The organism is Aureimonas mangrovi (assembly GCF_014058705.1).
In the GTDB taxonomy this organism is placed as follows: Bacteria; Pseudomonadota; Alphaproteobacteria; order Rhizobiales; family Rhizobiaceae; genus Aureimonas; species Aureimonas mangrovi.
Genome location: NZ_CP059692.1, coordinates 14,186 through 39,444, shown reverse-complemented (window position 1 = coordinate 39,444; position 25,259 = coordinate 14,186). Strand labels below are relative to the sequence as shown.

Genomic DNA, 25,259 nt, shown 5'->3' with positions numbered 1-25,259 from the left:
CGGAGCCGTGATCATCCGACTTCGCGCCGGCCTTCTCCTGTCGGCCCTATTCCTGTTCTCTCTGGCGGCGATCCCGGTGCAGGCGCTGGCGCTCACCAAGCGCGGCTGGCTGAAGCGCGTCCTGCCGCGCCTCTGGCACCGGCTGGCCGCGCGCGCCCTCGGCCTGCGCGTCACGGTGCGTGGGGCGCCGGCGAAGGGCCGCCCCCTGCTTCTGGTCTCCAACCACCAGTCCTGGGCGGACATCGTGGCGCTCGGCTCAGTGGCGGAGGCTTCCTTCATCGCGAAGGCCGAGGTCCGAGGCTGGCCGGGAATCGGCATCCTCGCGCGGCTTCAGCGCACCGTCTTCGTGGCGCGCGAGGCGCGCCGCGAGACGGGCCTTCAAGCGAATGCCATCGCCGACCGTCTGGCGGCGGGCGACGCGATGGTGCTCTTCGCGGAAGGCACGACCTCGGACGGCAATGCCGTCCTTCCGTTCAAGTCGGCGCTGTTCGGCGCCGCGCAGGGCGCTCTCGCAGCCTCGGGGCGCGGCGAGGTCCTCGTGCAGCCCGTCTCCATCGCCTATACGCGCTCGCACGGCCTGCCGCTCGGCCGGGCAGGGCGCCCGCTTGCCGCCTGGCCTGGCGACGTCGCGCTCGGGCCGCACCTGAAGTCCTTCGTCCTCAACGGGGCGGTGGACGCCGAGATCGCCTTCGCCGAACCCATCGTCGTGACCGTCGAGACGAACCGCAAGGCACTGACGAGCGCCTGCGAGCGCGAGGTCTCGCGGATGCTTCTCGCCAGCCTTCGGGGGACGGCCGGCGAGTGTCATGGAAACGCCGCTTGCGTCGAGCCCTCCGTCAGCCGATATTGAGGCGACCTGTTTTGAGGGCGCCCCACAAGGACTCGATGAGCCAAAGACGCAGCGCAGTGACCGACGCCACCGGCGACAACGCCCGCAAAGTCTTCATCAAGACCTATGGCTGCCAGATGAACGTCTACGATTCCCAGCGCATGGGTGATGCGCTGGCGGGAGACGGCTACGTGCCGACCCAGCGGATCGAGGACGCCGATCTCGTTCTTCTGAACACCTGCCATATCCGCGAGAAGGCGGCGGAGAAGATCTATTCCGAACTCGGCCGCATCCGCGAGATGAAGGCCGAGCGCGCGACGCAAGGCCGCACGCTGACCGTGGGAGTCACCGGCTGCGTGGCGCAGGCGGAAGGCGCCGAGATCATCGAGCGCGCCCCGGTGGTCGACCTCGTCGTCGGCCCGCAGACCTATCATCGCCTGCCGCAGGCGCTTGCCCGCGTCCATTCGGGCGAGCGCGTCGTCGAGACCGAATATGCGGTCGAGGACAAGTTCGACCACCTGCCGAAGCAGGCCGCACGCCAGATCCGTGCGCGGGGCGTCACCGCGTTCCTCACGGTGCAGGAGGGCTGCGACAAGTTCTGCACCTTCTGCGTGGTGCCCTATACGCGCGGCGCGGAGGTCTCTCGGCCGCGCGCCGCGATCCTCGAGGAGGCGCGTGCGCTCGCCGAGGCCGGCGTTCGCGAAGTCACGCTCCTCGGCCAGAACGTCAACGCCTGGGCCGACGGGGCGGGCGGGCTCGGATCGCTCCTGCGCGAACTGGCAGAGATCCCGGGCCTCGCGCGCCTGCGCTACACCACCTCTCACCCGCGCGACATGGACGACGACCTGATCGCCGCCCATCGCGACCTTCGCGCGCTGATGCCCTATCTGCACCTGCCGGTGCAGTCGGGCTCGGATCGCATCCTCAAGGCCATGAACCGCCGCCATACCGGCGCGGATTATCTGCGCCTGCTCGACCGCATCCGCGCCGCGCGCCCGGATATCGCGCTCTCGGGCGACTTCATTGTCGGCTTCCCCGGCGAGAGCGACGCCGATTTCGAGGCGACGCTCGATCTGGTGCGGCAGGTCCGCTACGCGACGGCCTATTCGTTCAAATATTCGGCGCGGCCCGGAACGCCCGGCGCGACGATGGATGGCCATCTGCCAGAGGACGTGAAGACCGAGCGCCTGGAGCGGCTGCAGACGCTTCTGCGCGAGCATCAGGTCGCCTTCCAGGAGAGCTTCGTCGGCCGCGAGGAGGACGTCCTGGTCGAGAAGGCCGGGCGCCATCCGGGCCAGATGATCGGGCGCTCGCCCTTCCTCCTGCCGGTCGTCGTTCCCGCAAGCGCCGGCGCGATCGGCGAGATCGTGCGCGTTCGCATCGAATCCAGCCTGCCCAATTCGCTGATGGCCGAAGGCGCCGACCATGCCGACCGGCTGGTTTCCGCAGAGCCCTTGAGGAAGATCGCATGAAGGCTGTTCGCGGCGCGGCGCCGGCCTCCGGCGCTTCGGACATGGCCCATATCGAGCTCACCTTCGACGACAATCGTCTGGCGGGCGCGCTCTTCGGCCAGTACGACGAGAATCTGGCGCTGATCGAGCAGAAGCTCGGGGTCGACGCGCGCGCGCGCGGCAACAAGGTGGAGCTGCGCGGCGACGCGCTGGCCTCCGAGCAGGCGCGGCGCGCGCTGGACTATCTCTACGGCCGCCTGCAGGCCGGCCACGAACTGCAGCGCTCGGACGTGGAGGGCGCGATCCGCATGGCGGTGGCGCAGGACGACCAGCTCGTCCTGCCGACGCTGGAGAGCAAGGGCGCCCGCATGGCGATGGCCGGCATCTCCACCCGCAAGAAGACGATCCACGCAAGGACGCCCACGCAGGACGCCTATATCCGCGCGATGGACCGCGCCGAACTCGTCTTCGGCATCGGCCCGGCCGGCACGGGCAAGACCTATCTGGCCGTCGCCCACGCCGCGCAGCTCCTGGAGCGCGGGCAGGTGGAGCGCATCATCCTCTCCCGCCCGGCCGTGGAGGCCGGCGAGCGCCTCGGCTTCCTGCCGGGCGACATGAAGGACAAGGTCGATCCCTATCTGCGCCCGCTCTACGACGCGCTCTACGACATGATGCCCGCCGAGAAGGTGGAGCGCGCGATCGCCGCGCAGGTGATCGAGATCGCCCCGCTCGCCTTCATGCGCGGGCGCACGCTCGCCAACGCCGCCGTCATCCTCGACGAGGCGCAGAACACCACCACCATGCAGATGAAGATGTTCCTGACGCGCCTGGGCGAAAACGCCCGGATGATCGTCACCGGCGACCCGTCGCAGATCGACCTGCCGGCGGGTCAGAAGTCGGGCCTCGTGGAGGCGCTGCGCGTCCTCGACGGCGTGCCGAGCATCGTCACCTGCCGCTTCGAGGCCAAGGACGTGGTGCGTCATCGCCTCGTCCAGGCGATCGTCGAAGCCTACGAGGCGGATGCGACGCGCGGCCGGGCCGCGCTTCTCACCGAGCAGCGATGAACGACCCCTCACGAACCGCCGCCGGCCCCGAACTCCTCCTCGTTGAGGAATGCGAGGGCTGGCCGGAACTCCTGGGCGCCGACCCTGAAGGGCTGGTCGAGATCGCGCTCGCCGCCACTCTGCGCGCCCATGCGATGGAAGACCTCCGCACTGAGATCGGCGTCACGCTGACCGACGACGCGGCGGTGCGCGAGTTGAATGCAGAGTGGCGGCAGAAGGATGCCCCCACCAACGTCCTGTCCTTCCCGCCGCGCCGGATCGAGGTCGGCGAGCGACCCGGCCCGCTGATGGGCGATCTCGTCCTGGCGCGCGAGACGCTGCAGCGCGAGGCTGCGGCCGAAGGCAAGGCCCCGCGCGATCATTTCACCCATCTCGTGGTCCATGGGGTTCTGCACCTCCTTGGCCACGACCATATCGACGACGACGAGGCCGAGCGGATGGAGGCGACGGAGATCGCCATCCTCGCGCAGCTCTCGATCGACGACCCCTATCGCGTCGACGAAGACGACGCGGCCGTAGCAGTACCCTGAAGAGACGCGAAGAGAGAGGCGATGAACATCAACGCGAACGGCGCCGGCCGCGCCGCGGAGCCAAGCGGAGGCGAAGAGCCTTCTCCCGATCAGGGCCAGGACGAGCGAAGTCCCGTCCCGGCCGAACGGGCCGCGCCCGAGCCGGGATTCTTCGAGCAGATCGTCCAGTTCCTGAAGCCACGGGCCGTGGCGCCCCTGCGCCAGAGCTTCGCCGAAGCGCTGCGCAATGCCGAGAGCGGCGCCAGCGGTTTCACCGTGCAGGAACAGGCGATGCTCACCAACCTCCTCGAACTGCACGACACGCGGGTCGAGGACGCCATGGTCCCTCGCGTCGAGATCGACGCGATCGACATCCGAACCAGCCTCGGCGAGACGATGCGCCGCTTCGAGGAGAGCGGGCGTTCGCGCATGCCGGTCTACGGCGAGGGCCTCGACGACCCCAAGGGCATGGTCCACATCCGTGACGTCGTCGGCTACATGACGCGCCACGCCATCGCCGACGGTGACGGGCAGCATCTCGATCTGACGAAGGTCGACCTGTCGCGCTCGGTCGCCGATCTCGGTATCATCCGCCGCATCCTGTTCGTGCCAGCCTCCATGCCCGCTTCCGAGCTGATGGCGCGCATGCAGGCGACGCACATCCAGATGGCGCTCGTCATCGACGAGTATGGCGGCGTCGATGGCCTCGTCTCGCTTGAGGACCTGATCGAAACGATCGTCGGCGAGATCGAGGACGAGCACGACGAAGACGAAGTGCTGATCGTCGACGAGGGCGAGGGCGTCTACCAGGCCGACGCGCGCGCCGAACTCGAAGAAGTCCAGAAGCTCGTGGGCGATGATTTCGACATTGCCGCCTACGAGGACGAGGCTGACACGATCGGCGGGCTCGTCGTCACCGAACTCGGGCGCATCCCGGCCGAGGGCGAGACGGTGGATACGCTCGCCGGCTTCCGCCTGGAGGTGCTGGAGGCCGATACGCGCCGCGTCAAGCGCGTGCGCATCGTCCGGCGCGGCGAGGGTACCGAGGCCCTGTCGGCCTGACGCTATAGCACCGGCGGCCGCGTGAGGGCCGCCGGTGCGAATGTCGCCTGGGGACGGCACGTCCCGAAACCGATTCAGCTTTGCGGACCGATGCTGTAGGGGGGGGGGAGGATCGCGAGCGCCCTTCCGCGTGAGTTCGATCGACGGCGGCGGGGGCCCATGCAGCGGATTGCAGGTACGATCATCCTCCTGGAAGGCTGGCGGCGGGGGCTCGTCGCCTTTCTCGCCGGCGCGGTGGCGACGCTTGCGCTCGCGCCCTTCGACCTGCCGTTCGCCGGCTTCCTCGCCTTCCCCGTTCTCGTCTGGCTCTTGGATGGAGCGGTGGGCGAGCCTTCGCGCGGAACCCTCGGACGGCTCTGGCCCGCCTTCCGCGTCGGCTGGTGCTTCGGCTTCGGCTATTTCGTCGGCGGGCTCTGGTGGCTCGGAGCGGCGATGCTCGTCGACGTTGCCACCTTCTGGTGGGCATTGCCCTTCGCCGTCTTCGGACTGCCGGCGGTCCTTGCGCTCTATCACGCCCTTGCCGCCGCGCTCGCACGCAGCCTGTGGAGCGAGGGCGGCGGGCGCGTCTTCGCGCTCGCCGGCTCCTTCGCGCTTGCCGAATATCTGCGCGGCTTCCTTCTGACGGGCTTCTCGTGGAACGAGATCGGCCTGATGGTCGCGCCCGTGCCGATGATGATGCAGTCGCTGGCGGTCGTCGGTGTCCACGGGCTGACCTTCGCGGCCGTCCTCGTCTTCGCCGCGCCTGCGCTGATCGTGGGAAGCCCCGCTCTGCGGCCGCTGACGCTCGCCACGGCGGCGCTCCTGACCGTTGCCCATCTCGGCTACGGCGCGCTCGCGCTTTCGCGCGGGACGCCGGCGCCGGTCGAGGGCGTAGCCCTTCGTATCGTGCAGCCGAACATCTTGCAGTCGCAGAAATGGGACGCGGCCGAGGCCGAGCGCATCTTCGCGACGCTTCTCGATCTGTCCGGCCGCGGGCGCGGCGAGGGGCCGGGCGAGACGCTGGTCGTCTGGCCCGAATCCTCCGTGCCCTTCATCCTGACCGACAGTCCCGAGGGGCTCGCGCGCATCGCCGCCGCATTGGAGCCGGGCGAGACTTTGCTGGCCGGCGCGGCGCGCGCCGAGGGCCCGCGCGAGGACCCGGACCGGCGCTACTACAACTCCGTTCTGGTGATCGATGAGGAGGGCACGATCGTCGATGCCCGCGACAAGGTGCATCTCGTGCCCTTCGGCGAGTATCTGCCCTTCCAGGATCGGCTGGAATCGATGGGCATAACCCAGCTGACGCAGCTCCCCGGCGGGTTCTCGGCCGGTGCGACGCGCGAACCGGTGCGCCTCGCGGACGGTGTCTCCTTCCTCGCGCTGATCTGCTACGAGATCATCTTCCAGGACGAGATCTCGCTTCCCGACGATCCCGCCGAGCGCCCCGGCTTCATCCTCAACGTCACCAACGATGCGTGGTACGGCGCGACGCCCGGCCCCTACCAGCACCTGCGCAGCGCGCAGGCGAGTGCGATCGCCCACGGCCTGCCTCTCGTGCGCGCGGCCAACACCGGCGTCTCCGTCGTCACCGACGCACGCGGGCGCGAGATCGCCGGGCTCGGGCTCAACCAGGAGGGCGTCGTCGCCTCGGCTCTGCCTGCCCCGCTGCCCGGAACGGCGTTCTCGCGCGTGGGCAATCTCCCTTTCGCGCTCATTCTCGTGCTCGGCTTCGCGGTCGCCTTTCGGGAAAGATGGAGATTATCCCGCGCAATGCATTGACCCCCAGCATCTCTGCGGCATACCCAAGTCATCTACATGATGAAGGATAGAAGGGATCGGCGAACCCTTCGTGGGATGACCGAGGGCCGGATGAGCAACACCAAGAAACCCGAGCCGATCGACGAATATGTCGCAGCACGCGTGCAGCAGCGCCGCCGCGAGATCGGCATGAGTCAGGAAACGCTCGGCGGGCATCTCGGGATCACCTTCCAGCAGGTGCAGAAATACGAGAAGGGCGCCAACCGCATGTCGGTTGGCCGGCTTTTCTCGATCAGCCGCGCGCTGCGCGTGACGCCTGGCTACTTCCTCGACGGCTTCCACGATGGCGGGGGGATGGCGCTCGCGGGTTTTGGCGAAGAGGAGGGCCAGCCAGCGCTGGAAGGCGCGCCGCAAGGCGACGACGACATCCTGCGCCTGGTCCAATCCTTCGCCCTCATCAAGGACGCGCAGGTGCGAAGCGCCGTGGCCGATCTGGTCGCCGCGATCGCCAGGTTCAACGGCTGAAGACTTTACCCTCGTGCGGATGGATTTTGCTTGACCTTGCAGGTGCATGAAAGCAAACCCTCTGCGTCTTTCCACAAAGGCATCTTCATTTCGTCGCGCCGACCCGGCGCGGGCAACGTCTCCTTGAGACCGGCGGATGCAATATCCGACGGTGAGCGGTCCGAAAGGCCCTATACGATGCAGCGCAGCGACTATCTGTTCACTTCCGAAAGCGTTTCCGAGGGTCATCCGGACAAGATCTGCGACCGAATCTCCGACGAGGTCGTGGATCTCTTCTTTAAAGAGGCCAAGAAGGCCGGCATGGATCTCGGCGATCTGCGCATCGCGTGCGAGACGCTCGCCACCACCAACCGCATCGTGATCGCCGGCGAGGTGCGCTGCTCGCTGGACGAGCGCCAGATCCGTTCCAAGGTGAAGGCGGCCGCTCGCCGCGCCGTGAAGGCGATCGGCTACGAGCAGGACGGCTTCCACTGGAAGACCGCGCGCATCGACGTGCTTCTGCACGCCCAGTCCGCCGACATCGCGATGGGCGTCGACGCAGGCAACAAGGCGAGCGAAGGCGCTGGCGACCAGGGCATCATGTTCGGCTATGCCTGCCGTGATACGCCTGAGCTGATGCCGGCGCCGATCTTCTACGCCCACAAGATCCTCGAGCGCCTGTCCGAGGCGCGCCGCGGCGCCGAGGGCGATGCCGTCAAGCTCGGCCCCGATGCCAAGAGCCAGGTCACGGTGCGCTACAAGGACGGCAAGCCGTCAGAGATCGCCTCGATCGTCCTGTCCACCCAGCATGTCGACGAAACTCTGAGCTCGGAGGACGTGCGCGTGATCGTGGAGCCTTTCGTGCGCGAAGCGGTAAACGGCATGCCGATCGCCGAGAACTGCGTGTGGCACGTCAACCCGACCGGCAAGTTCGTGATCGGCGGGCCGGACGGCGACGCCGGGCTGACCGGCCGTAAGATCATCGTCGACACCTATGGCGGCGCGGCCCCGCACGGCGGCGGTGCCTTCTCGGGCAAGGACCCGACGAAGGTCGACCGTTCGGCAGCCTACGCGGCGCGCTATCTCGCCAAGAACGTCGTCGCGTCCGGCATCGCTGACCGCTGCACGATCCAGCTCGCCTATGCGATCGGCGTCGCCGAGCCCGTCTCGATCTATGTCGACCTTCACGACACCGGCGAGGTGGATGAGGCGGCTGTCGAGAAGGCCATCCGCGAGCTCGTCAGCCTGACGCCGCGCGGCATCCGCGAGCATCTCCAGCTCTCGAAACCGATCTACGCCAAGACTGCGGCCTACGGCCATTTCGGCCGCAAGCCGGGTCGGGACGGCTCGTTCTCCTGGGAAAAGACGGACCTGGCGCCGAAGCTGAAGGCTGCGCTGAAGGCGTGATCGAGCCGCAGGACGAGAAAATCGCGAGCGCGCCGCAATGGCCGGCGCGCTCGCGCGAGGCGTTTTTCGGGCGCCACAAGGGCAAGCCCCTCAGCCCGGCGCAGGCGCGGCTCTTCCGCGACAGCCTGCCGGCCCGGCGCGTCGACCCCATCGGCGCGCCGCCGACAGCTGCGGCCTTGACGGATCTCTTCCCCGTACCCGTCGAGGCCGTGCGCCTCGAGATCGGCTTCGGCGGCGGCGAGCACCTGCACCTGGAGAGCGGGCGCCTGCCCACCGCCGGCTTCATCGGCGTTGAGCCCTTCGTCAACGGCATGGCGAAGATGCTGGTCGCGCTGGACGCCGAGCCGCGACCCAATCTGCGCCTCTACGACGACGACGCGACGAAGCTTCTCGACTGGCTGCCGGAAGCATCGCTCGACGGCATCGATCTCTTCTACCCGGACCCCTGGCCGAAATCGAAGCACTGGAAGCGGCGTTTCGTGTCGCAGAAGAACCTGTCGCGCTTTTCGCGGGTCCTGAAGCCCGGCTCACGCTTCCGCTTCGCCTCCGACATCGACAGTTACGTGTCCTGGACGCTCGACCATTGCGCCCGGCATCCGCATTTCTCCCCGCCGCAGGGGGGCTCCGAGACGTGGACGACGCCCTATGAGGGCTGGCCCGGCACACGCTACGAGGCCAAGGCCCATCGCGAAGGACGGCGCGGCGTGTACCTGACGTTCACAAGGCGCTGAGATGGCCGCGCCGGTGTCCACTCTCGTTCACAACGAGCCATCAAGCTTCTCGCCAACGCGCTCGACAGATCATCGATGGCCGCTCTTGCCGTCGGCGTACGCGGCCCGGCCGTGACGGCAAGTCGTCGCGAGCTTACACCGCTGGACCGCGGCTTCCTCTTGTCAGTCCTCGTCTTCGGTACGACATCGTGGCTGGTGGTCGCCAGCCTGTTCCATGCGATGGCGCGGGCGGCCAACGCGGAGCGGAGGGCAATGGCCCGGGCCAAGCGCGGCGAGGGTTGATCTGGCACCCGCGCGGGTGTAGAAGCACTGCATATTCTCTAGCGATGTGGTCGTGAGAGTGGGTCCCGCCGGTCCCGCTCTTTTTTGTTAGGGCGATCGCCCAACCACCATCTCGCAAGGTGGGAGCCGACGGCTCCACGATCATTCCGATACGCGGGAGCCTACGTGAACGAAACGTCCGAACGCATCGTCATCGAACAGGGGATGGAGGCCCGGATCGCCGCCATCGTCGAGCCGGTGATCGAACAGCTCGGCTACCGTCTCGTGCGTGTGCGCATCTCCGGCCTCAACGGCATGACCGTGCAGATCATGGCCGAACGGCCGGACGGCACGATGAGCGTCGAGGATTGCGAGGCGGTGTCGCGCGGTATTTCGCCTGAACTCGACGTGGCTGATCCGCTCGACGGCGCCTATCACCTCGAAGTGTCCTCGCCCGGCATCGACCGCCCGCTCGTGCGGCGCTCGGACTTCGAGCTGTGGGCGGGCCATCTGATGAAGCTCGAGACGAGCCGCATGATCGATGCGCGCAAGCGCTTCCGCGGCCGCATAGTGGAGGTCGGCGAGGCCGGCTTCAGGCTCGACCGCGACGGCGCCGCCTACGGCGAGGCGCCTTCGGTCGAGATTCCGTTCGACGCGGTCGGCGAAGCCCGGCTGATCCTGACCGACGATCTGATCGCCGCCTCGCTGAAAGCCGACAAGGCCGCGCGCAAGGGGCGCGGCGAGCCTGCGGGCGAGGGCGACGACGACGAGACCGGCGCGGAGACGCGCCACTGATCATGGCGGCCGAGCGGCTCGCGAAAGGGCGGGTGCTTGAGGCCTGAAGGCGGATGGGGCGTGAAGCCCTCCACCAGGAGACGAAGACAATGGCAGTCAGTGCGAACCGGCTTGAACTGTTGCAGATCGCGGATGCGGTCGCGCGCGAGAAGTCGATCGACCGCGAGATCGTGATCGCCGCCATGGCCGACGCGATCCAGAAGGCGGCGCGCTCGCGCTACGGCCAGGAGACCAACATCCGCGTCGACATCAACCAGAAGACAGGCGAGATGAAGCTCCAGCGTCTTCTCGAGGTGGTCGAGGACGTCGAGGACCCGGCGACACAGATCTATCTCGATCTCGCCCGCGACAAGAACCCCGACGCCGAGCCGGGCGACTTCATCGCCGAGCAGCTTCCGCCGATGGATTTCGGTCGCATCGCCGCCCAGTCGGCCAAGCAGGTCATCGTGCAGAAGGTGCGCGAGGCCGAGCGCGACAAGCAGTATGACGAGTACAAGGATCGCGTCGGCGAGATCGTCAACGGCACCGTCAAGCGCGTCGAGTACGGCAACGTCATCGTCGATCTCGGCAAGGGCGAGGGCATCATCCGCCGCGACGAGCAGATCCCGCGCGAGCTTTTCCGCTACGGAGACCGCGTGCGCGCCTTCGTCTACGACGTTCGCCGCGAGCAGCGCGGACCGCAGATCTTCCTGTCGCGCACGCATCCGCAGTTCATGGCGCGCCTGTTCACGATGGAAGTGCCGGAAATCTACGACGGCATCATCGAGATCAAGGCCGTGGCCCGCGATCCGGGCTCGCGCGCCAAGATCGCCGTCGTCTCCCGCGACTCGTCGGTCGACCCGGTTGGCGCGTGCGTCGGCATGCGCGGCTCGCGCGTGCAGGCCGTCGTCGGCGAACTCCAGGGCGAGAAGATCGACATCATCCCCTGGTCGCCGGACGCGGCTTCCTTCCTGGTCAACGCCCTTCAGCCGGCGGAAGTGGCCAAGGTCGTCCTCGACGAGGATGCCGAGCGTATTGAAGTCGTGGTGCCCGATGACCAGCTTTCACTTGCGATCGGCCGCCGCGGGCAGAATGTGCGCCTTGCCTCGCAACTGACGGGCTGGGACATCGACATCCTGACCGAGGAGGAGGAGTCCTCCCGCCGCCAGAAGGAATTCGTCGAGCGCTCGGGCCTCTTCATGGACGCGCTCAACGTCGATGAGATGGTTGGCCAGCTCCTCGCCTCGGAAGGTTTTTCGAGCGTCGAGGAAGTCGCCTATGTCGATGCCGACGAAGTGGCATCGATCGAGGGCTTCGACGAGGACACGGCTGGCGAGATCCAGTCCCGCGCCCGCGAGTATCTGGAGCGCCGCGAGGCCGAGTTGGATGCCCGCCGCAAGGAACTGGGCGTCGACGACGCACTGCGCGGCATCGACGGGCTGACGACGCCGATGCTCGTCGCCCTCGGCGAGGACGGCGTGAAGACGCTGGAAGATTTCGCGGGCTGCGCGGCGGACGATCTCGTCGGCTGGACCGAGCGCAAGGATGGCGAGACCAAGCGTTATCCGGGCGCGCTCTCGGAGTTCGAGGTCAGCCGCCAGGACGCCGAGGCGATGATTATGCAGGCCCGCATTCAGGCCGGCTGGGTGAGCGAGCAGGATCTCGCGGCCACGGCCGAAGTGGAAGAGGCCGAGGCGAGCGAGGCGCTCTGAGGGCGCCGCAGAGGCAAGGAGCGATCGAGGCTTGGGCTCACCGCGCGATGACGACTGGGAGGAGGACGGCTTGAACGGGCGCATGTGCATCGTCTCGCGCCAGAGCCTTCCCGCCGAGCGCCTGATCCGCTTCGTCGTCGGGCCGGACGGTGCGGTCGTCCCCGATATCAGGCGCAAGCTGCCCGGGCGCGGCGCCCATGTCGAGGCGCGGCGCGAGGCGGTGGAGGCGGCGGTCAAGCGCAACCTCTTCCGGCGGGCCTTCAAGGGCGCCGGCGCGGCGCGGCCGGACCTGGCCGGCGACGTGGACGCGCTTCTGGCACGTTCCGCGCTCGGGGCGCTCGGTCTCGCGCGCAAGGCGGGCCAGCTCGTCAGCGGCGCCGCGAAGGTCGATGCCGAGCTTCGCTCGGGGCGCGCGTTGGCGCTGCTGCAGGCCAGCGACGCGGCGCCGGACGGTCGGCGCAAGATGGAGGGTGCCCGCCATGCCGCGATCGTCGCGGGCAAGGCGGGAGCCATTCCGGTGCATCGTCCGTTCACCGCGGACGAATTGGGTTTGGCCTTGGGCGGGGTGAATGTGGTACATGCCGCCGTCCTTGCCGGAAATGCGGGTTCGGCGCTCCTGTCTCGGCTGGAGGCGCTGGCGGTCTATCGGGGCGATGACCCCGCGCAGGCGGAGCGGACGGCGGATGCCGGCCGCGAGCAGGCGGAATCGAACGACATTGACGGGGGCGCCGCAAACGGAGCGCCCCGCACGGACCAAAGGCTCGGGACGATCCCCGGGCAGGAAGTGGAAGCGTAGATGAGCGATACGAAATCGGGCGACGACAAGACGCTGAGCGTTCAGCCGAAGAAGACGCTGTCGATCAAGCCCGGCGGCGTCTCGCAGTCGACGGTGCGGCAGAACTTCTCGCACGGGCGCTCCAACAGCGTCGTCGTCGAGACGAAGAAGCGCCGGATCAACAAGCCGGAAGGCCCCGCTGCGGCTTCCGGCTCGGTCGCGGCCGGGCTCGGTCCGCGTCCGTCCCTGACGCCAGCCCAGGCGCAGGCGCTCGCCAACGTGAGGGCGCAGGAAGCCGCCGAGGCCGAGGCCGCAGAGGCCCGCGCGCGGGAAGAGGCCGCCGCCGCCGAGGCGAAGGCTGCGGCCGAGCGCGAGGCGGAAGCCACACGCGCCGCCGAGACGCGCGCAAAGGAGGAGGCCGCCGCTGCCGAGGCGAAGGCCGCCGAGGCCGCTCCGGCGAAGAGTGAGCCCGCGGCTGCCCCGGCTCCTGCACCGTCTTCCGCGCCAGCGCCCATAGAGGCGAAGGCCGAGACCGCCCCTGTGAAGGAAGCGCCTGCCGCGCCCGTGGCAGCGGCCGCGCCCGCTCCGGCGCGTCCGGCTGCGCCCGCCGCAACCGCCCGCCCCGCATCGCCCGCAACTCCGGCGCGCCCCGCGCCCGGCGCCCGCCCCGGAGCGCCCGTCGGCAATCGCCCCGGCCAGTCCTCGCGTCCCGGTGCTCCGGCCGGCAACCGTCCGGGCGGCGCTCCGCAGCGCTCTCCGGCTCCCGGTGCCCGCCAGCCGCGCGGCGCGGTCCTATCGGACCTGTCGTCGAAGGAAATGGACGCGCGTCGCCGCGCGCTCGAGCTTGCACGCCAGCGTGAGGTCGAGGATCGCCGCCTGTTCCAGGAGGAAGAGGCCCGGCGCATCGCCGAGGACGAACGCCGCCGCGCCGAGCGTGAGGAATCCGAGCGCCGTCAGGCCGAGGAGGCCGCGCGTCTCGAGATGGAGGCGGCTGCCCGCAAGAAGGCCGAGGAGGATGCGCAGCGTCGCGCGCAGGCCCGTCCGACCTCCCGTGGCCCGGCCGGCGCCGGCGCCAACGTCATTCCCGGCCCGCCGCCGCCGGCCGACGATCTCGGCCTTCGCCCGGCCGGTCGCTCGCTCGACGGACGCGCCCGCTCCAAGGCGGACGAGGACGACCGCGCCCGCCGTCCCGGCGCGCGCACGGCGGAGGCCGCCAAGCCGACGCGCGGACGCGGCGATGCCGACCGTCGTGCCGGCCGCGTCAACCTCGACCGCGCCCTGTCGGACGACGATGCGCGCGGCCGTTCGCTCTCCTCGATGCGCAGGCGTCAGGAGAAGTTCAAGCGCTCGCAGCAGAGCCAGCCACGCGAGAAGATTGCCCGCGAAGTGATTCTACCCGAGACCATCACCATCCAGGAACTCGCCAACCGCATGTCGGAGCGAGCCGTCGACGTCATCAAGTACCTTATGGCCCAGGGCCAGATGATGAAGCCGGGCGACGTGATCGAGGCCGATCTCGCCGAGCTGATCGCGGCCGAGTTCGGCCACATGGTCAAGCGTGTTGCCGCGTCCGACGTCGAGGAAGGCATGTTCGACGTCGCCGACGATCCGGAGAAGATGATCTCGCGTCCGCCGGTCGTGACGATCATGGGCCATGTCGACCACGGCAAGACCTCGCTCCTCGATGCGCTGCGCAAGACCAACGTCGTCTCCGGCGAGGCCGGCGGCATCACGCAGCATATCGGCGCCTACCAGATCGAGCAGGACGGCCAGCCGATCACCTTCATCGATACGCCGGGCCACGCCGCCTTCACCGCGATGCGTGCCCGCGGCGCGCAGGCGACCGACATCGCGATCCTCGTGGTGGCGGCGGACGATTCGGTGATGCCGCAGACGATCGAATCGATCAGCCATGCCAAGGCGGCCGGCGTTCCGATCATCGTGGCGATCAACAAGATCGACAAGCCGGGCGCGGACGCATCCAAGGTCCGCACCGGGCTGCTGCAGCACGAAGTGTTCGTCGAATCGATGGGCGGCGAAGTGCTCGACGTCGAGGTGTCGGCCAAGAACGGCACCAATCTCGACAAGCTGCTGGAGGCGATCATCCTGCAGGCCGAGATCCTCGACCTGAAGGCCGATCCCGACCGCACGGCCGAGGGCGTCGTGATCGAGGCCAAGCTCGACAAGGGCCGCGGCCCGGTGGCGAGCGTGCTCGTGCAGGCCGGCACGCTCAAGACCGGTGACATCGTGGTGGCCGGCGATCAGTGGGGCCGCGTGCGCGCCCTCGTCGACGACAAGGGCAAGCAGCTGAAGACCGCCGGCCCGTCCATGCCCGTCGAGGTTCTCGGCATGCAGGGCACGCCGGGTGCCGGCGACCGCTTCGCCGTGGTGCGCGACGAGGCGCAGGCCCGCGAGATCGCGGACTACCGCCAGCGGCTAGCCCGCGAGAAGGCGGTGGCCAAGTCGGCCGGTCAGCGCGGCTCGCTCGAGCAGATGATGAGCCAGCTTCAGGACTCGGGCCTTAAGACCTTCCCCCTCGTCATCAAGGGCGACGTGCAGGGCTCGGTCGAGGCGATCTCGGTCGCGCTGGAGAAGCTGGGCACGGAAGAGGTGCAGGCGCGCATCGTCCATTCGGGCGCCGGTGCCATCACCGAATCCGACGTCCAGCTCGCCCAGACCTCGAACGCTGCGATCATCGGCTTCAACGTGCGTGCCAACACGCAGGCGCGTCAGGCAGCCGACCAGTCGGGCATCGAGATCCGCTACTACAACGTCATCTACGACCTCGTGGACGACGTGAAAGCGGCGATGTCGGGTCTCCTTTCGCCGGAGCGTCGCGAGACCTTCCTCGGCAATGCGGAGATCCTCGAGGTCTTCCACATCACCAAGGTCGGCAAGGTCGCGGGCTGCCGTGTCACGGAAGGCAAGGTCGAGCGCGGTGCTGGCGTGCGCCTCATCCGCGACGGCGTCGTCATCCACGAGGGCACGCTCAAGACGCTCAAGCGCTTCAAGGACGAAGTGGCCGAGGTGCCGGGCGGCCAGGAGTGCGGCATGGCCTTCCAGAACTACGACGACATCCGCCAGGGCGACGTCATCGAGTGCTTCCGCGTCGAACACGTCGCGCGCACGCTCTGACGCAAGCCACGAGGATCGAACATGCGGCGTCCGCCCCTCGGGGCGGGCGCCGTCTCGTTTCCTGAGGGAGAGGTCGCCCGCCCATGCGCTTCGTCTATCGGCTGGAGCCGCGAGACTATCATGGCGACACGGTCGAGCGCTTCGCCTATCCGGCAGCGCTCTTCGTGGACAGCGCCCCGAACACCCGCTCCTGTGGATCGGAAGACGCCGCGCGATCATTCTCCCGAGGCGAGGCTTGTGTGGGCCGGCGAGCATCGAAGACGTTCGCCTGCACATCGAGGAGAGGCGCGAGGCGATGACGGACATCGAGACGCGGGACGGGCGACATGCGCCACGGACGCACGGGCCGGCGGCGCGGACGAGCGACGGCGCGCCCGTTCTGGACGAGACCCGCACGCCGACCTTCGACGGCCACCCTGCCGTCGATCGTCCTGACGGCCACCTCAAGTTCTCCACCGCGCCGGCGACTTCGATCACGAATAACGCCTTCGACGAGGCCGAACGGAAAGACTTCGACAACGTGCTGGAAGGCTGGTACGGGCGTGCCCCGCGCACCCGGCCCCGCATGACGCGCGAGCGCACACTGAAGCCGGCCACGGCGAGCGACCCCAAGACGGACACCGTATGAAGAAGACCCAAGGCCGCGCGAGCGGCCCCTCCCAGCGTCAGCTCTCCGTGGGCGAGAAGGTGCGCCACGCGCTGACCGAGACCTTGCAGCGCGGCGAGATCCGGGGCGACCCGTTGATCGAGGGCGCCGTCGTCTCGGTGACCGAGGTGCGCATGTCGCCCGACCTCAAGCTCGCCACGGCCTACATCTCGGTGCTCGGGCAGGACGACGTCCAGCCCTACGTCGAGGCGCTGAACCGCCACGCCAGGTTTCTCCGCGGGCGCCTCGGCCCCGCCCTACGCCAGATGAAGTACATGCCCGAAATCCGGTTCCGCCAGGACGAAAGTTTCGACAATTACGCCCGCATCGATGCGCTGCTGCGCTCGCCGGAGGTCGCCCGCGACCTTGGCGACGAGGACGAGGAGGGCCGGGGCTGATGGCGCGCGGCAACCGCAGGCCGAAAGGCCGCCCGGTCTCGGGCTGGGTAATCTTCGACAAGCCGAAGGGCATGGGCTCCACGCAGGCCGTGGCCAAGATCAAGTGGCTCTACTTCGCCCAGAAGGCGGGCCATGCCGGTACGCTCGACCCGCTGGCCTCCGGCATGCTGCCGATCGCGCTCGGTGATGCGACGAAGACGGTCCCCTACGTGATGGACGGGCGCAAGGTCTACCGCTTCGCCGTGCGCTGGGGCGCGGAGACGACGACCGACGACACCGAGGGGCCGGTGACGAACGCCTCCGACACGCGTCCCGCGCGTGCCGCGATCGAGGCGCTGCTGCCCGATTACACCGGCGCGATCAGCCAGGTGCCGCCGCAGTTCTCGGCGATCAAGATCGACGGCGAACGCGCCTACGACATCGCCCGTGGCGGCGAGGCTGTGGAAATCGCAGCGCGCACCGTCGAGGTGCATCGGCTCCAGATCGTCGACATGCCGGACGGCGAGACGACGGTCTTCGAAGCCGAATGCGGAAAGGGCACCTATGTGCGCGCCATCGCGCGCGACCTCGGCCGCGATCTCGGCTGCTTCGGCCACGTGATCGACCTGCGACGCATCGCGGTCGGCGGTTTCGACGAGGACGACCTGATCACGCTGGAGGATCTGGAAGCGGCGGCCGACGAGGGACGCGAGACGCTGGACGAGGCGGCTGTCGAGGCGGGCTCGACCGCGCGCGTCGTCGAGTTCGGCCCGCTCGACGACATCCTCCTCGATCCCGCGACCGCGCTCGGCGATCTCTACGAGGTCTCTCTCTCCGAGGACCAGGCAGGGCGCGTGCGATCCGGCAACCCGGTGCTTCTGCGCGGCCGCGATGCGCCGGCCTTCTGCGAGGAGGCTTTCGCCACCGGTCGTGGACGGCTGGTCGCCATCGGCTCGGTGGAGGAGGGGGCCTTCCACCCCAAGCGGGTCTTCGGCGGGCGGGGCTGAAGCCACGCCTCGCAGATCTTCGCGTCAGTCGTTGTCGGGCTGCGTGTCGGCCTTCGGCTGCATTGTGCGTGCGATCCAGGTGTCGAAGCGCTTGAGATAGGTCTCGAAGAAGGCTGCCGTGTCCGGCGATGCGAAGCGGCCGTCCGCGTCCAGCGTATCGGGCCGATAAGAGAAATAGACCTCGGGCTGGCCCATCAGCACCACGTCGAGCGTGACGAGGACCGAGCGCAGATGCGCGATGGCCGTCGCCGCGCCGATGGCGCCGGGGCTCATGCCGATGACACCGCCCGGCTTGCCGTTCCACGAACTCTTGCCGTAGGGCCGCGAGCCCCAGTCGATCGCGTTCTTCACCACCGGCGGGATCGACCGGTTGTATTCCGGCGTGACGAACAGGACGGCGTCCGCGCTTTCGACAGCGCTCTTCAGCGCCGTTACGGAGGCCGGCACATTCTCCCATAGGTCTTCGTTGTACATCGGCAGGTCAGCGAGCTCGACATAGCGGAAGACGAAGCGGCCCTCGGCCTGCGCCTCCATCGCCTTGGCGAGCTTCATGCTGAGCGAGCCCTTGCGCAGGCTGCCGACGACAACGGCGATGGTCTTCATGATGTTGGGCACCTTCTGGCGATGAAGTAAGTCCGGCGAACTTAATCCTCTGTTGCACCGCCGCAAGGCGCTGGATGGGTGAAGCAGCGTCGTCGGGGTGGTGACGTTCGGTGCTCGATGACGCGACGGTTATGCATCCGGCCGCGAAAGCCACTCGTATCTGACCCGGAACGAATTTCGGGAATCCTCCCGAGGTGCCAACCGGAACAAGGATTGAGACGGATGACCTTCACCAGGATCGGAACCACCGCCGCAGCCCTCGCAGCTTCCACGAGCTTTGCCTTCGCAGCGCCCGTCGTCGGGCTGGTCGACGAGGCGACGCTCGTCATGTTCGACACAGAGAACCCGGCCGTCACCGCCACGATGGAGGTGTCCGGCGTCGAGAGGCTCTACGGCATCGACGTGCGCCCGGCCGACGGGATGATCTACGGTGTCACCTCCGCCAACACGATCGTCACCGTCGATCCCGAGACCGGAGAGACGACCGAGGTCTCCACGTTGAACACCGAGGTTCCGATGGCCGACTCGGTCGCCGTCGACTTCAACCCCGTCGCGGACCGCCTGCGCATCGTGTCCGGCACCACCAATCTGCGCGTGAACGTGGACAATGGCGAGGTGACGACCGACGGCGAGCTCAACTGGACGGAGGGTGACGCCAACGCCGACGCCACGTCCGACATCGTCGCGGTCGCCTACACCAATTCGGTCGGCTCGCCCGAGGCGACTGCGATGTACGATCTGGACGCGGGGCTCGGCGCGCTCCTGCAGCAGACCGCGCCGAACGACGGCACGCTGGCGACGATCGGCGAACTCGGCATCGACGGCGGCGCCACGCACGCCTTCGACATCGAGGCGACCGAGGTGGACATGAACACCGCCTATCTCGCGACCGGCGGCATGCTCTACACCGTCGATCTCGAGACTGGCGCGGCCACGGAAGTCGGCGAAATCGCCGGCCTCGACGGTGATCTGCGCGACATCGCGGTGATGCCGGCGATGTAATTCGCCCAATCGGTGACGATGGTTCGGGGGCCGGCGCGCGCCGGCCCTTTTCGTGCACGGCATCCTTTCGGCGGGCCACCCGTTGTTGCGCCGCGAAAGGAAGCCGATGACCCGACACGAACCGCTCGACGCGCAGGCCGCCGAAATCCTGCGCGAGATCGCAGAAGCGGGCGAGGGGCGACCCGAGCCGCGCGATGCTACCGAAAAGCTTGCCCGCGCGCGCGCGGACACGAATTCACTGCAGCGCTTCTCGGCGCCGGTACCGGAGATCGATATTCGCGCGATAACGATCGCCGGTCGCTGCGGGCCTATCCCGGTGGAGATCTGTCGACCGGCAAGCGGCGATGTGCTGCCGCTGATCGTCTGGTTCCACGGCGGCGGCGCGATCGCCGGCTCGATCGGGACGCATCGCGCCCCGCTCGCGGCGCTGGCCTCGCGAAGCGGCTGGGCCGTCGCCTCGGTCGGCTACGCGCTCGCGCCCGAGCATCCCTTTCCGCGCCCGCTGGAGGATTGCGTGGACGCATTGCGCGGGCTCGCCGAAGCCGGGGCGGGTGAGGGGTTCGACACCGCGTGCATCGTCGTCGGCGGGGATTCGATCGGCGGCGCCTTCGCGGCAGTGGCGGCGCGGCTTGCTCGCGACGAGGGGTCGACGCTCGCCGGGCAGGTGATCCTCTACCCGAACACCGACATGCGCACCGATCGCGGCTGGCCGTCGCTCGTGGAAAACGAGGGGCAGATCATGACACGCGCCTCGCTCGCCTACGAGGCCGGCTGTCACATTCCCGACGAGGTCGACCGCACCGATCCGCGCGCGTCGCCGCTTCTGGCGCCCGACCTTGAAGGTCTGCCGCCGGCCTTCTTCGTGACCTGCGGCCACGACCCTCTGCGCGACGAAGGCGAGGCCTATGCCCGGCGCCTCGTGGAGGCCGGCGTGTCCGTCACGCACCTTGCCTATCCCGCGATGATCCACGCCTTCTTCCAGATGGGCGCGCGCATCGACGCCTGCGACGATCTGATGGCAGCGATGACCGAATTCCTGCATCGGCTGCGTTGAGGGGCCGGCCCGGCGGCGCCACTGGTAATCGGTTGCGCGATCGGCTATATCCCGGCCGTCGCCCTCCTGCGGTTCCGCAGCGAAGGGCGCTTTTCCATGGCCCGCGCTGGACGACATCCCGGCTTTGGGCGACCGAACCCTCCACATTCAAGAAAGGGGACACGATGTCGATCACGCCCGAGCGCAAGGCCGAGCTCCTCAAGGAATACGCGACCAAGGAAGGCGACACCGGTTCGCCCGAAGTCCAGGTCGCGCTGCTCTCCGAGCGCATCTCGAACCTGACCGAGCATTTTAAGGGCCACAAGAAGGACAACCACTCGCGTCGTGGCCTTCTGAAGATGGTTTCGCAGCGTCGCCGCCTCCTCGACTATCTGAAGGATCGCGAGGAAGAGCGTTACACGGCCCTGATCGGCCGTCTCGGCCTGCGCCGCTAAACAGTTCACGGCGGGACGCCCTCCAGCGCCCCGCCGTTTCTCTATGGCCCCCGCGATCGACGCGGGCGCCGAACCCCGCGGCAAGGGACGTCCCCGCCGCAGAGCCGACGCTCACGGGGCAGGATTGCCGGATGCTTCCCGGCCGCGCTTGCGAAAGGATCGGAATCGATCCGCGCACCGTGCCGCGAGACCGAATGCAAGGTCTCGCATCGAAGCCTCAGGCCGTCTTGCCCGTGCGCGTTCTGGAACCGAACGCCGCCGTTCCCGCCATCGTGGGGCGCGGCAGAAAAAGGCAAGTCTCATGTTCAACACCCATCGCGTCGAGATCGACTGGGCGGGCCGTCCGCTGACCCTGGAGACGGGCAAGATCGCCCGCCAGGCCGACGGCGCCGTCCTCGCCACCTACGGCGAGACCGTCGTCCTCGCCACCGTCGTCTCGCAGAAGCAGCCGAAGGCCGGCTTCGACTTCTTCCCCCTGACGGTCAACTACCAGGAAAAGACCTTCGCAGCCGGCAAGATCCCCGGCGGCTTCTTCAAGCGCGAGGGCCGTCCGTCCGAGAAGGAGACGCTGGTCTCCCGCCTCATCGACCGCCCGATCCGCCCGCTCTTCGCCGAAGGCTACAAGAACGACACGCAGGTCGTCGCGACCGTTCTCCAGCATGACCTCGAGAACGATCCGGACGTGGTCGCGATGGTCGCCGTCTCGGCCGCTCTGACACTTTCCGGCGTGCCCTTCATGGGCCCGATCGGCGGCGCGCGCGTCGGCTACATCAACGGCGAATACAAGCTGAACCCGCATGTCGACGAGATGCCCGAGTCCAAGCTCGACCTCGTCGTCGCCGGCACGCAGGACGCCGTCCTGATGGTCGAGTCCGAGGCGCAGGAGCTCGACGAGGCGACGATGCTCGGCGCCGTCATGTTCGGACACAAGGGCTTCCAGCCGGTGATCGACGCGATCATCAAGCTCGCCGAGCATGCCGCCAAGGAGCCGCGCGACCATTCGGTGCCCGACCATTCGGCGCTCGAGGGCGAGATGCTCCAGATCGCCGAGAGCGAGCTGCGCGAGGCCTACAAGAACACCGACAAGATGGCCCGCTACAACGCCGTCGACGCGGTCAAGGCGAAGGTCGTCGCGCACTTCCTGCCGGAAGGCACGGAGGAGACGAAGTACTCCAAGGAAGAGGTCGGCTCGGTCTTCAAGGAGCTCCAGGCCAAGATCGTTCGCTGGAACATCCTCGACACCAAGAGCCGCATCGACGGCCGCGAGCTCGACAAGGTCCGCCCGATCGTGGCCGAGGCCGGCCTCCTGCCGCGCACCCACGGCTCGGCGCTGTTCACGCGCGGTGAGACGCAGGCCCTGGTCGTCGCCACGCTTGGCACCGGCGAGGACGAGCAATTCGTCGACGCCCTGACCGGCACCTACAAGGAGACCTTCCTCCTTCACTACAACTTCCCGCCCTACTCGGTCGGCGAGACGGGCCGCATGGGCTCGCCCGGCCGCCGCGAGATCGGCCACGGCAAGCTCGCCTGGCGCGCCATCCGCCCGATGCTGCCCGCCAAGGAACAGTTCCCGTACACGATCCGTGCCGTCTCGGAAGTCACCGAGTCCAACGGTTCGTCCTCGATGGCGACCGTCTGCGGCACCTCGCTTGCGCTGATGGACGCCGGCGTTCCGCTGGCGCGCCCGGTGGCCGGCATCGCCATGGGCCTCATCCTCGAGGGTGAGCGCTTCGCCGTCCTGTCCGACATCCTCGGCGACGAGGACCACCTCGGCGACATGGACTTCAAGGTGGCCGGCACGAACGAGGGCATCACCTCGCTCCAGATGGACATCAAGATCCAGGGCATCACCGAGGAGATCATGAAGATCGCCCTCGATCAGGCCAAGGGCGGCCGCGAGCACATCCTGACCGAGATGAACAAGTCGCTCGGCGAAGCGCGTGCCGAACTCGGCGAGTTCGCCCCGCGCATCGAGGTCATGCAGATCCCGACCGACAAGATCCGTGACGTGATCGGCTCCGGCGGCAAGATCATCCGCGAGATCGTCGAGAAGACCGGCGCCAAGATCAACATCGAGGATGACGGCACCGTGAAGATCGCCTCCTCCTCCGGCAAGGAGATCGAGGCGGCCAGGAAGTGGATCCACTCGATCGTGGCCGAGCCGGAAGTCGGCGAGATCTACGAGGGCACCGTCGTGAAGTGCGTCGAGTTCGGCGCCTTTGTGAACTTCTTCGGCTCCAAGGACGGCCTCGTCCACATCTCGCAGCTCGCCGCCGACCGCGTCCAGAAGACGCAGGACGTCGTCAAGGAAGGCCAGAAGGTCTGGGTCAAGCTGATGGGCTTCGACGAGCGCGGCAAGGTCCGTCTGTCGATGAAGGTCGTCGACCAGGAGACCGGCGAGGAGATCAAGAAGGCTCCTCGCAACGAAGAGGAAGACGACGCGGCCTGAGCCGGACGTCTTCCAGGAAGTATGAGGGGCGGGCCGCAAGGCTCGCCCTTTTTCGTCAGGAGGGATCGGCATGACGGATCGCACGATGGGCCCCGCTCTAGCGCGGCGGGTCGCTCTCGCTGCGCAGGGCTTCGGCACGGCGCGCCCGGCCAACGTCGATCGCGGCCATCTCGCCCGCACCATCGCGCGGCTCGGGCTGCACCAGATCGACAGCGTCAACGTCCTCGCCCGCGCGCACTATCTGCCGGCCTTCTCGCGGCTCGGCGCCTATGACCGCACGCTCCTGGAGCGCGCCGCCTGGGGGCGTCCGGGCGAGCGGCGCCTCTTCGAATACTGGGCGCACGAAGCCTCGCTCTTGCCGCTCGATCTCCAGCCGGCCTTGCGCTGGCGCATGGCGCGCGCCGAGCGCGGGGAAGCCGGCTACCGGTCGATGCGCGTGTTCGCGGGCGAGCGGCGCGGCGAAGCGATGGCGATCCTCGACCGGCTGCGCAACGAAGGACCAATGGCGGCCTCGGATCTCGGCTCCGGGCGTCCGGGCTGGTGGGAGTGGAGCGAGGCGAAGGTCGCGCTGGAATGGCTGTTCTACGCCGGCTTCGTGACGACGAAGACGCGCCGCAACTCGTTCGAACGCGTCTACGACCTCACCGAGCGCGTGATCCCCGCCGCGATCCTCGACCGGCCAAGCCCGAGCGAGGCCGATGCCCACCGCGCGCTCGTGGAGCGTTCCGCCCGTGCGCTGGGCATCGCGACCAAGCCCGAACTGCGCGACTATTTCCGGCTCGGCATCCCCGAGACGCGGCGGGCCGTCTCGGAACTCGTCGAGGAGGGTACGCTGGAGCCCATCGCCGTACCCGGCTGGCCGGCGGCCTTTCTGCATCGCGAGGCTCGCCTGCCGCGCCGGATCGAGGCGACCGCGCTTCTGGCGCCCTTCGATCCGCTCGTCTGGGAGCGCGCCCGCGCCGAGCGCCTCTTCGGCTTCCGCTACCGGATCGAGATTTATGTGCCGGCGCATCTGCGCCAGCATGGCTACTACGTGCTGCCCTTCCTTCTCGGCGACCGGCTCGTCGCGCGCGTCGATCTCAAGGCGGACAGGGCGACCGGATGTCTGAGCGTGAAGGCGATCCATCTGGAGCCGGACGCGCTCGACGGCACGCGCGAAGCGCTGGACGGCGAACTCGAGCGCATGCGTGGCTGGTTGGGGCTGAGCACGATCGAAGGCCCGACCCGCGTGGATCATGAAGGTCTCGACGCCTGATCCCTTCCGCACGCCGGGACGAGGGCGTCATCTGGTTGAGTCTTGCGGTTCGGCGTCCCTCGCCTTATTGCCAGACCCCATGCGGCTTCTCTCGCGCCTTGCCCTGCTCCTCCTCTTCGCCGCCGGCTTGTGCTGGCCGGCGCAGGCGCAGGCGCAGGCGCAGTTGCGCGATGGCGAGCCTCCATGCCCCTCGCAGACGGTGTTGCTCGCCTGCGCGCCGGACGACGCTCTGGCGGCGCTGCGCGCGCTCGCCGCAGCGGACGCCCCCTGCCACGTGAAGGTGATCGAGGCCCAGAAAACGGCGATGACGCCGCGCGCCGCCTGCGAGCCCGTGGTCTACGCCGCGCTCTCGCACGTGGGTCGCGGCATTGGCGTCGGTGCTATCGACCCGCCGCCCCGATCCTGAAAACGGCTACACGATCGAATACCCGCGTCTCTCGAGGAGGTCGCGGGCCCGTTTCATCGCGCGCCATCGACGGCA

General features: G+C 68.4%; 24 protein-coding genes and 1 pseudogene. 24 read left to right on the top strand and 1 reads right to left on the bottom strand.

Annotation, left to right across the window (positions count from 1 at the left end):
• Positions 1-7 precede the first annotated feature (7 nt).
• From olsA to truB, 18 genes and pseudogenes are all read left to right on the top strand, one after another.
• Positions 8-850 (top strand): lyso-ornithine lipid O-acyltransferase, encoded by an 843-nt coding sequence (gene olsA, locus H1343_RS00200; protein WP_246333178.1) that lies wholly within the window; start codon positions 8-10, stop codon positions 848-850.
• Between the two features lie 35 nt (positions 851-885).
• Positions 886-2,301 (top strand): tRNA (N6-isopentenyl adenosine(37)-C2)-methylthiotransferase MiaB, encoded by a 1,416-nt coding sequence (miaB, locus tag H1343_RS00195; protein WP_185984002.1) that lies wholly within the window; start codon positions 886-888, stop codon positions 2,299-2,301.
• Positions 2,298-3,344, top strand: coding sequence for a PhoH family protein (locus H1343_RS00190; RefSeq protein WP_185984001.1), 1,047 nt, complete (start codon positions 2,298-2,300; stop codon positions 3,342-3,344). The genes miaB and H1343_RS00190 overlap by 4 nt, the downstream gene beginning before the upstream one ends.
• Positions 3,341-3,874, top strand: a complete 534-nt coding sequence (gene ybeY / locus H1343_RS00185; RefSeq protein WP_185984000.1) for an rRNA maturation RNase YbeY — start codon at positions 3,341-3,343, stop codon at positions 3,872-3,874. Before H1343_RS00190 ends, ybeY begins: the two co-directional genes overlap by 4 nt.
• A gap of 21 nt (positions 3,875-3,895) precedes the next feature.
• Positions 3,896-4,915, top strand: a complete 1,020-nt coding sequence (locus H1343_RS00180; RefSeq protein WP_185983999.1) for a hemolysin family protein — start codon at positions 3,896-3,898, stop codon at positions 4,913-4,915.
• A gap of 159 nt (positions 4,916-5,074) precedes the next feature.
• Positions 5,075-6,673, top strand: a complete 1,599-nt coding sequence (gene lnt / locus H1343_RS00175) for an apolipoprotein N-acyltransferase (RefSeq protein WP_185983998.1) — start codon at positions 5,075-5,077, stop codon at positions 6,671-6,673.
• 90 nt (positions 6,674-6,763) lie between these two features.
• A complete protein-coding gene (locus tag H1343_RS00170; RefSeq protein ID WP_210270052.1) occupies positions 6,764-7,177 on the top strand; it encodes a helix-turn-helix domain-containing protein in 414 nt (137 codons plus the stop codon).
• 177 nt (positions 7,178-7,354) lie between these two features.
• Positions 7,355-8,563, top strand: a complete 1,209-nt coding sequence (gene metK, locus H1343_RS00165; RefSeq protein ID WP_185983996.1) for a methionine adenosyltransferase — start codon at positions 7,355-7,357, stop codon at positions 8,561-8,563.
• A complete protein-coding gene (trmB, locus tag H1343_RS00160; RefSeq protein ID WP_425484668.1) occupies positions 8,563-9,294 on the top strand; it encodes a tRNA (guanine(46)-N(7))-methyltransferase TrmB in 732 nt (243 codons plus the stop codon). Before metK ends, trmB begins: the two co-directional genes overlap by 1 nt.
• Before the next feature lie 75 nt (positions 9,295-9,369).
• Positions 9,370-9,576, top strand: a complete 207-nt coding sequence (locus H1343_RS00155) for a hypothetical protein (protein ID WP_185983995.1) — start codon at positions 9,370-9,372, stop codon at positions 9,574-9,576.
• Between the two features lie 204 nt (positions 9,577-9,780).
• Positions 9,781-10,350, top strand: a complete 570-nt coding sequence (gene rimP / locus H1343_RS00150; RefSeq protein WP_185985385.1) for a ribosome maturation factor RimP — start codon at positions 9,781-9,783, stop codon at positions 10,348-10,350.
• Between the two features lie 89 nt (positions 10,351-10,439).
• A complete protein-coding gene (gene nusA, locus H1343_RS00145; protein WP_185983994.1) occupies positions 10,440-12,041 on the top strand; it encodes a transcription termination factor NusA in 1,602 nt (533 codons plus the stop codon).
• Between the two features lie 31 nt (positions 12,042-12,072).
• On the top strand, positions 12,073-12,837 hold the full coding sequence (locus H1343_RS00140; RefSeq protein ID WP_246333177.1) for an RNA-binding protein: 765 nt from the start codon (positions 12,073-12,075) through the stop codon (positions 12,835-12,837).
• Positions 12,838-13,131: pseudogene (locus H1343_RS17155) on the top strand (translation initiation factor IF-2 associated domain-containing protein); the annotation flags it as partial. It abuts the gene before it with no gap.
• A 198-nt stretch (positions 13,132-13,329) separates the two neighbouring features.
• Positions 13,330-15,951, top strand: a complete 2,622-nt coding sequence (gene infB / locus H1343_RS00135; RefSeq protein WP_343048916.1) for a translation initiation factor IF-2 — start codon at positions 13,330-13,332, stop codon at positions 15,949-15,951.
• Between the two features lie 295 nt (positions 15,952-16,246).
• Positions 16,247-16,579 carry a hypothetical protein gene (locus H1343_RS00130; RefSeq protein ID WP_185983992.1) on the top strand — a complete coding sequence of 111 codons (333 nt, stop codon included), beginning with the start codon at positions 16,247-16,249 and terminating at the stop codon, positions 16,577-16,579.
• Complete coding sequence (gene rbfA / locus H1343_RS00125; RefSeq protein ID WP_185983991.1) at positions 16,576-16,995, top strand: 30S ribosome-binding factor RbfA; 420 nt, start codon at positions 16,576-16,578, stop codon at positions 16,993-16,995. The genes H1343_RS00130 and rbfA overlap by 4 nt, the downstream gene beginning before the upstream one ends.
• The gene (truB, locus tag H1343_RS00120; protein ID WP_185983990.1) at positions 16,995-17,981 is read left to right on the top strand and encodes a tRNA pseudouridine(55) synthase TruB; all 987 of its coding nucleotides are present in this window, start codon (positions 16,995-16,997) and stop codon (positions 17,979-17,981) included. The genes rbfA and truB overlap by 1 nt, the downstream gene beginning before the upstream one ends.
• 24 nt (positions 17,982-18,005) lie before the next feature.
• On the opposite strand, the gene H1343_RS00115 is transcribed toward truB, so the two are convergent.
• The gene (locus H1343_RS00115; RefSeq protein WP_185983989.1) at positions 18,006-18,584 is read right to left on the bottom strand and encodes an NADPH-dependent FMN reductase; all 579 of its coding nucleotides are present in this window, start codon (positions 18,582-18,584) and stop codon (positions 18,006-18,008) included.
• A 222-nt stretch (positions 18,585-18,806) separates the two neighbouring features.
• Here H1343_RS00115 and H1343_RS00110 point away from each other — a divergent pair, with 222 nt between their 5' ends.
• The 6 genes from H1343_RS00110 to H1343_RS00085 all read left to right on the top strand — a co-directional run bounded on the left by H1343_RS00110 (position 18,807) and on the right by H1343_RS00085 (position 25,184).
• Complete coding sequence (locus H1343_RS00110; protein WP_185983988.1) at positions 18,807-19,586, top strand: DUF4394 domain-containing protein; 780 nt, start codon at positions 18,807-18,809, stop codon at positions 19,584-19,586.
• Positions 19,587-19,692: 106 nt separating this feature from the next.
• The gene (locus H1343_RS00105) at positions 19,693-20,640 is read left to right on the top strand and encodes an alpha/beta hydrolase (protein ID WP_185983987.1); all 948 of its coding nucleotides are present in this window, start codon (positions 19,693-19,695) and stop codon (positions 20,638-20,640) included.
• A 164-nt stretch (positions 20,641-20,804) separates the two neighbouring features.
• Positions 20,805-21,074, top strand: coding sequence for a 30S ribosomal protein S15 (gene rpsO / locus H1343_RS00100; protein WP_185983986.1), 270 nt, complete (start codon positions 20,805-20,807; stop codon positions 21,072-21,074).
• A 301-nt stretch (positions 21,075-21,375) separates the two neighbouring features.
• The gene (gene pnp / locus H1343_RS00095; RefSeq protein ID WP_185983985.1) at positions 21,376-23,523 is read left to right on the top strand and encodes a polyribonucleotide nucleotidyltransferase; all 2,148 of its coding nucleotides are present in this window, start codon (positions 21,376-21,378) and stop codon (positions 23,521-23,523) included.
• A gap of 70 nt (positions 23,524-23,593) precedes the next feature.
• On the top strand, positions 23,594-24,778 hold the full coding sequence (locus H1343_RS00090) for a winged helix-turn-helix domain-containing protein (RefSeq protein ID WP_185983984.1): 1,185 nt from the start codon (positions 23,594-23,596) through the stop codon (positions 24,776-24,778).
• A 79-nt stretch (positions 24,779-24,857) separates the two neighbouring features.
• A complete protein-coding gene (locus H1343_RS00085) occupies positions 24,858-25,184 on the top strand; it encodes a hypothetical protein (protein ID WP_185983983.1) in 327 nt (108 codons plus the stop codon).
• Positions 25,185-25,259 lie beyond the last annotated feature (75 nt).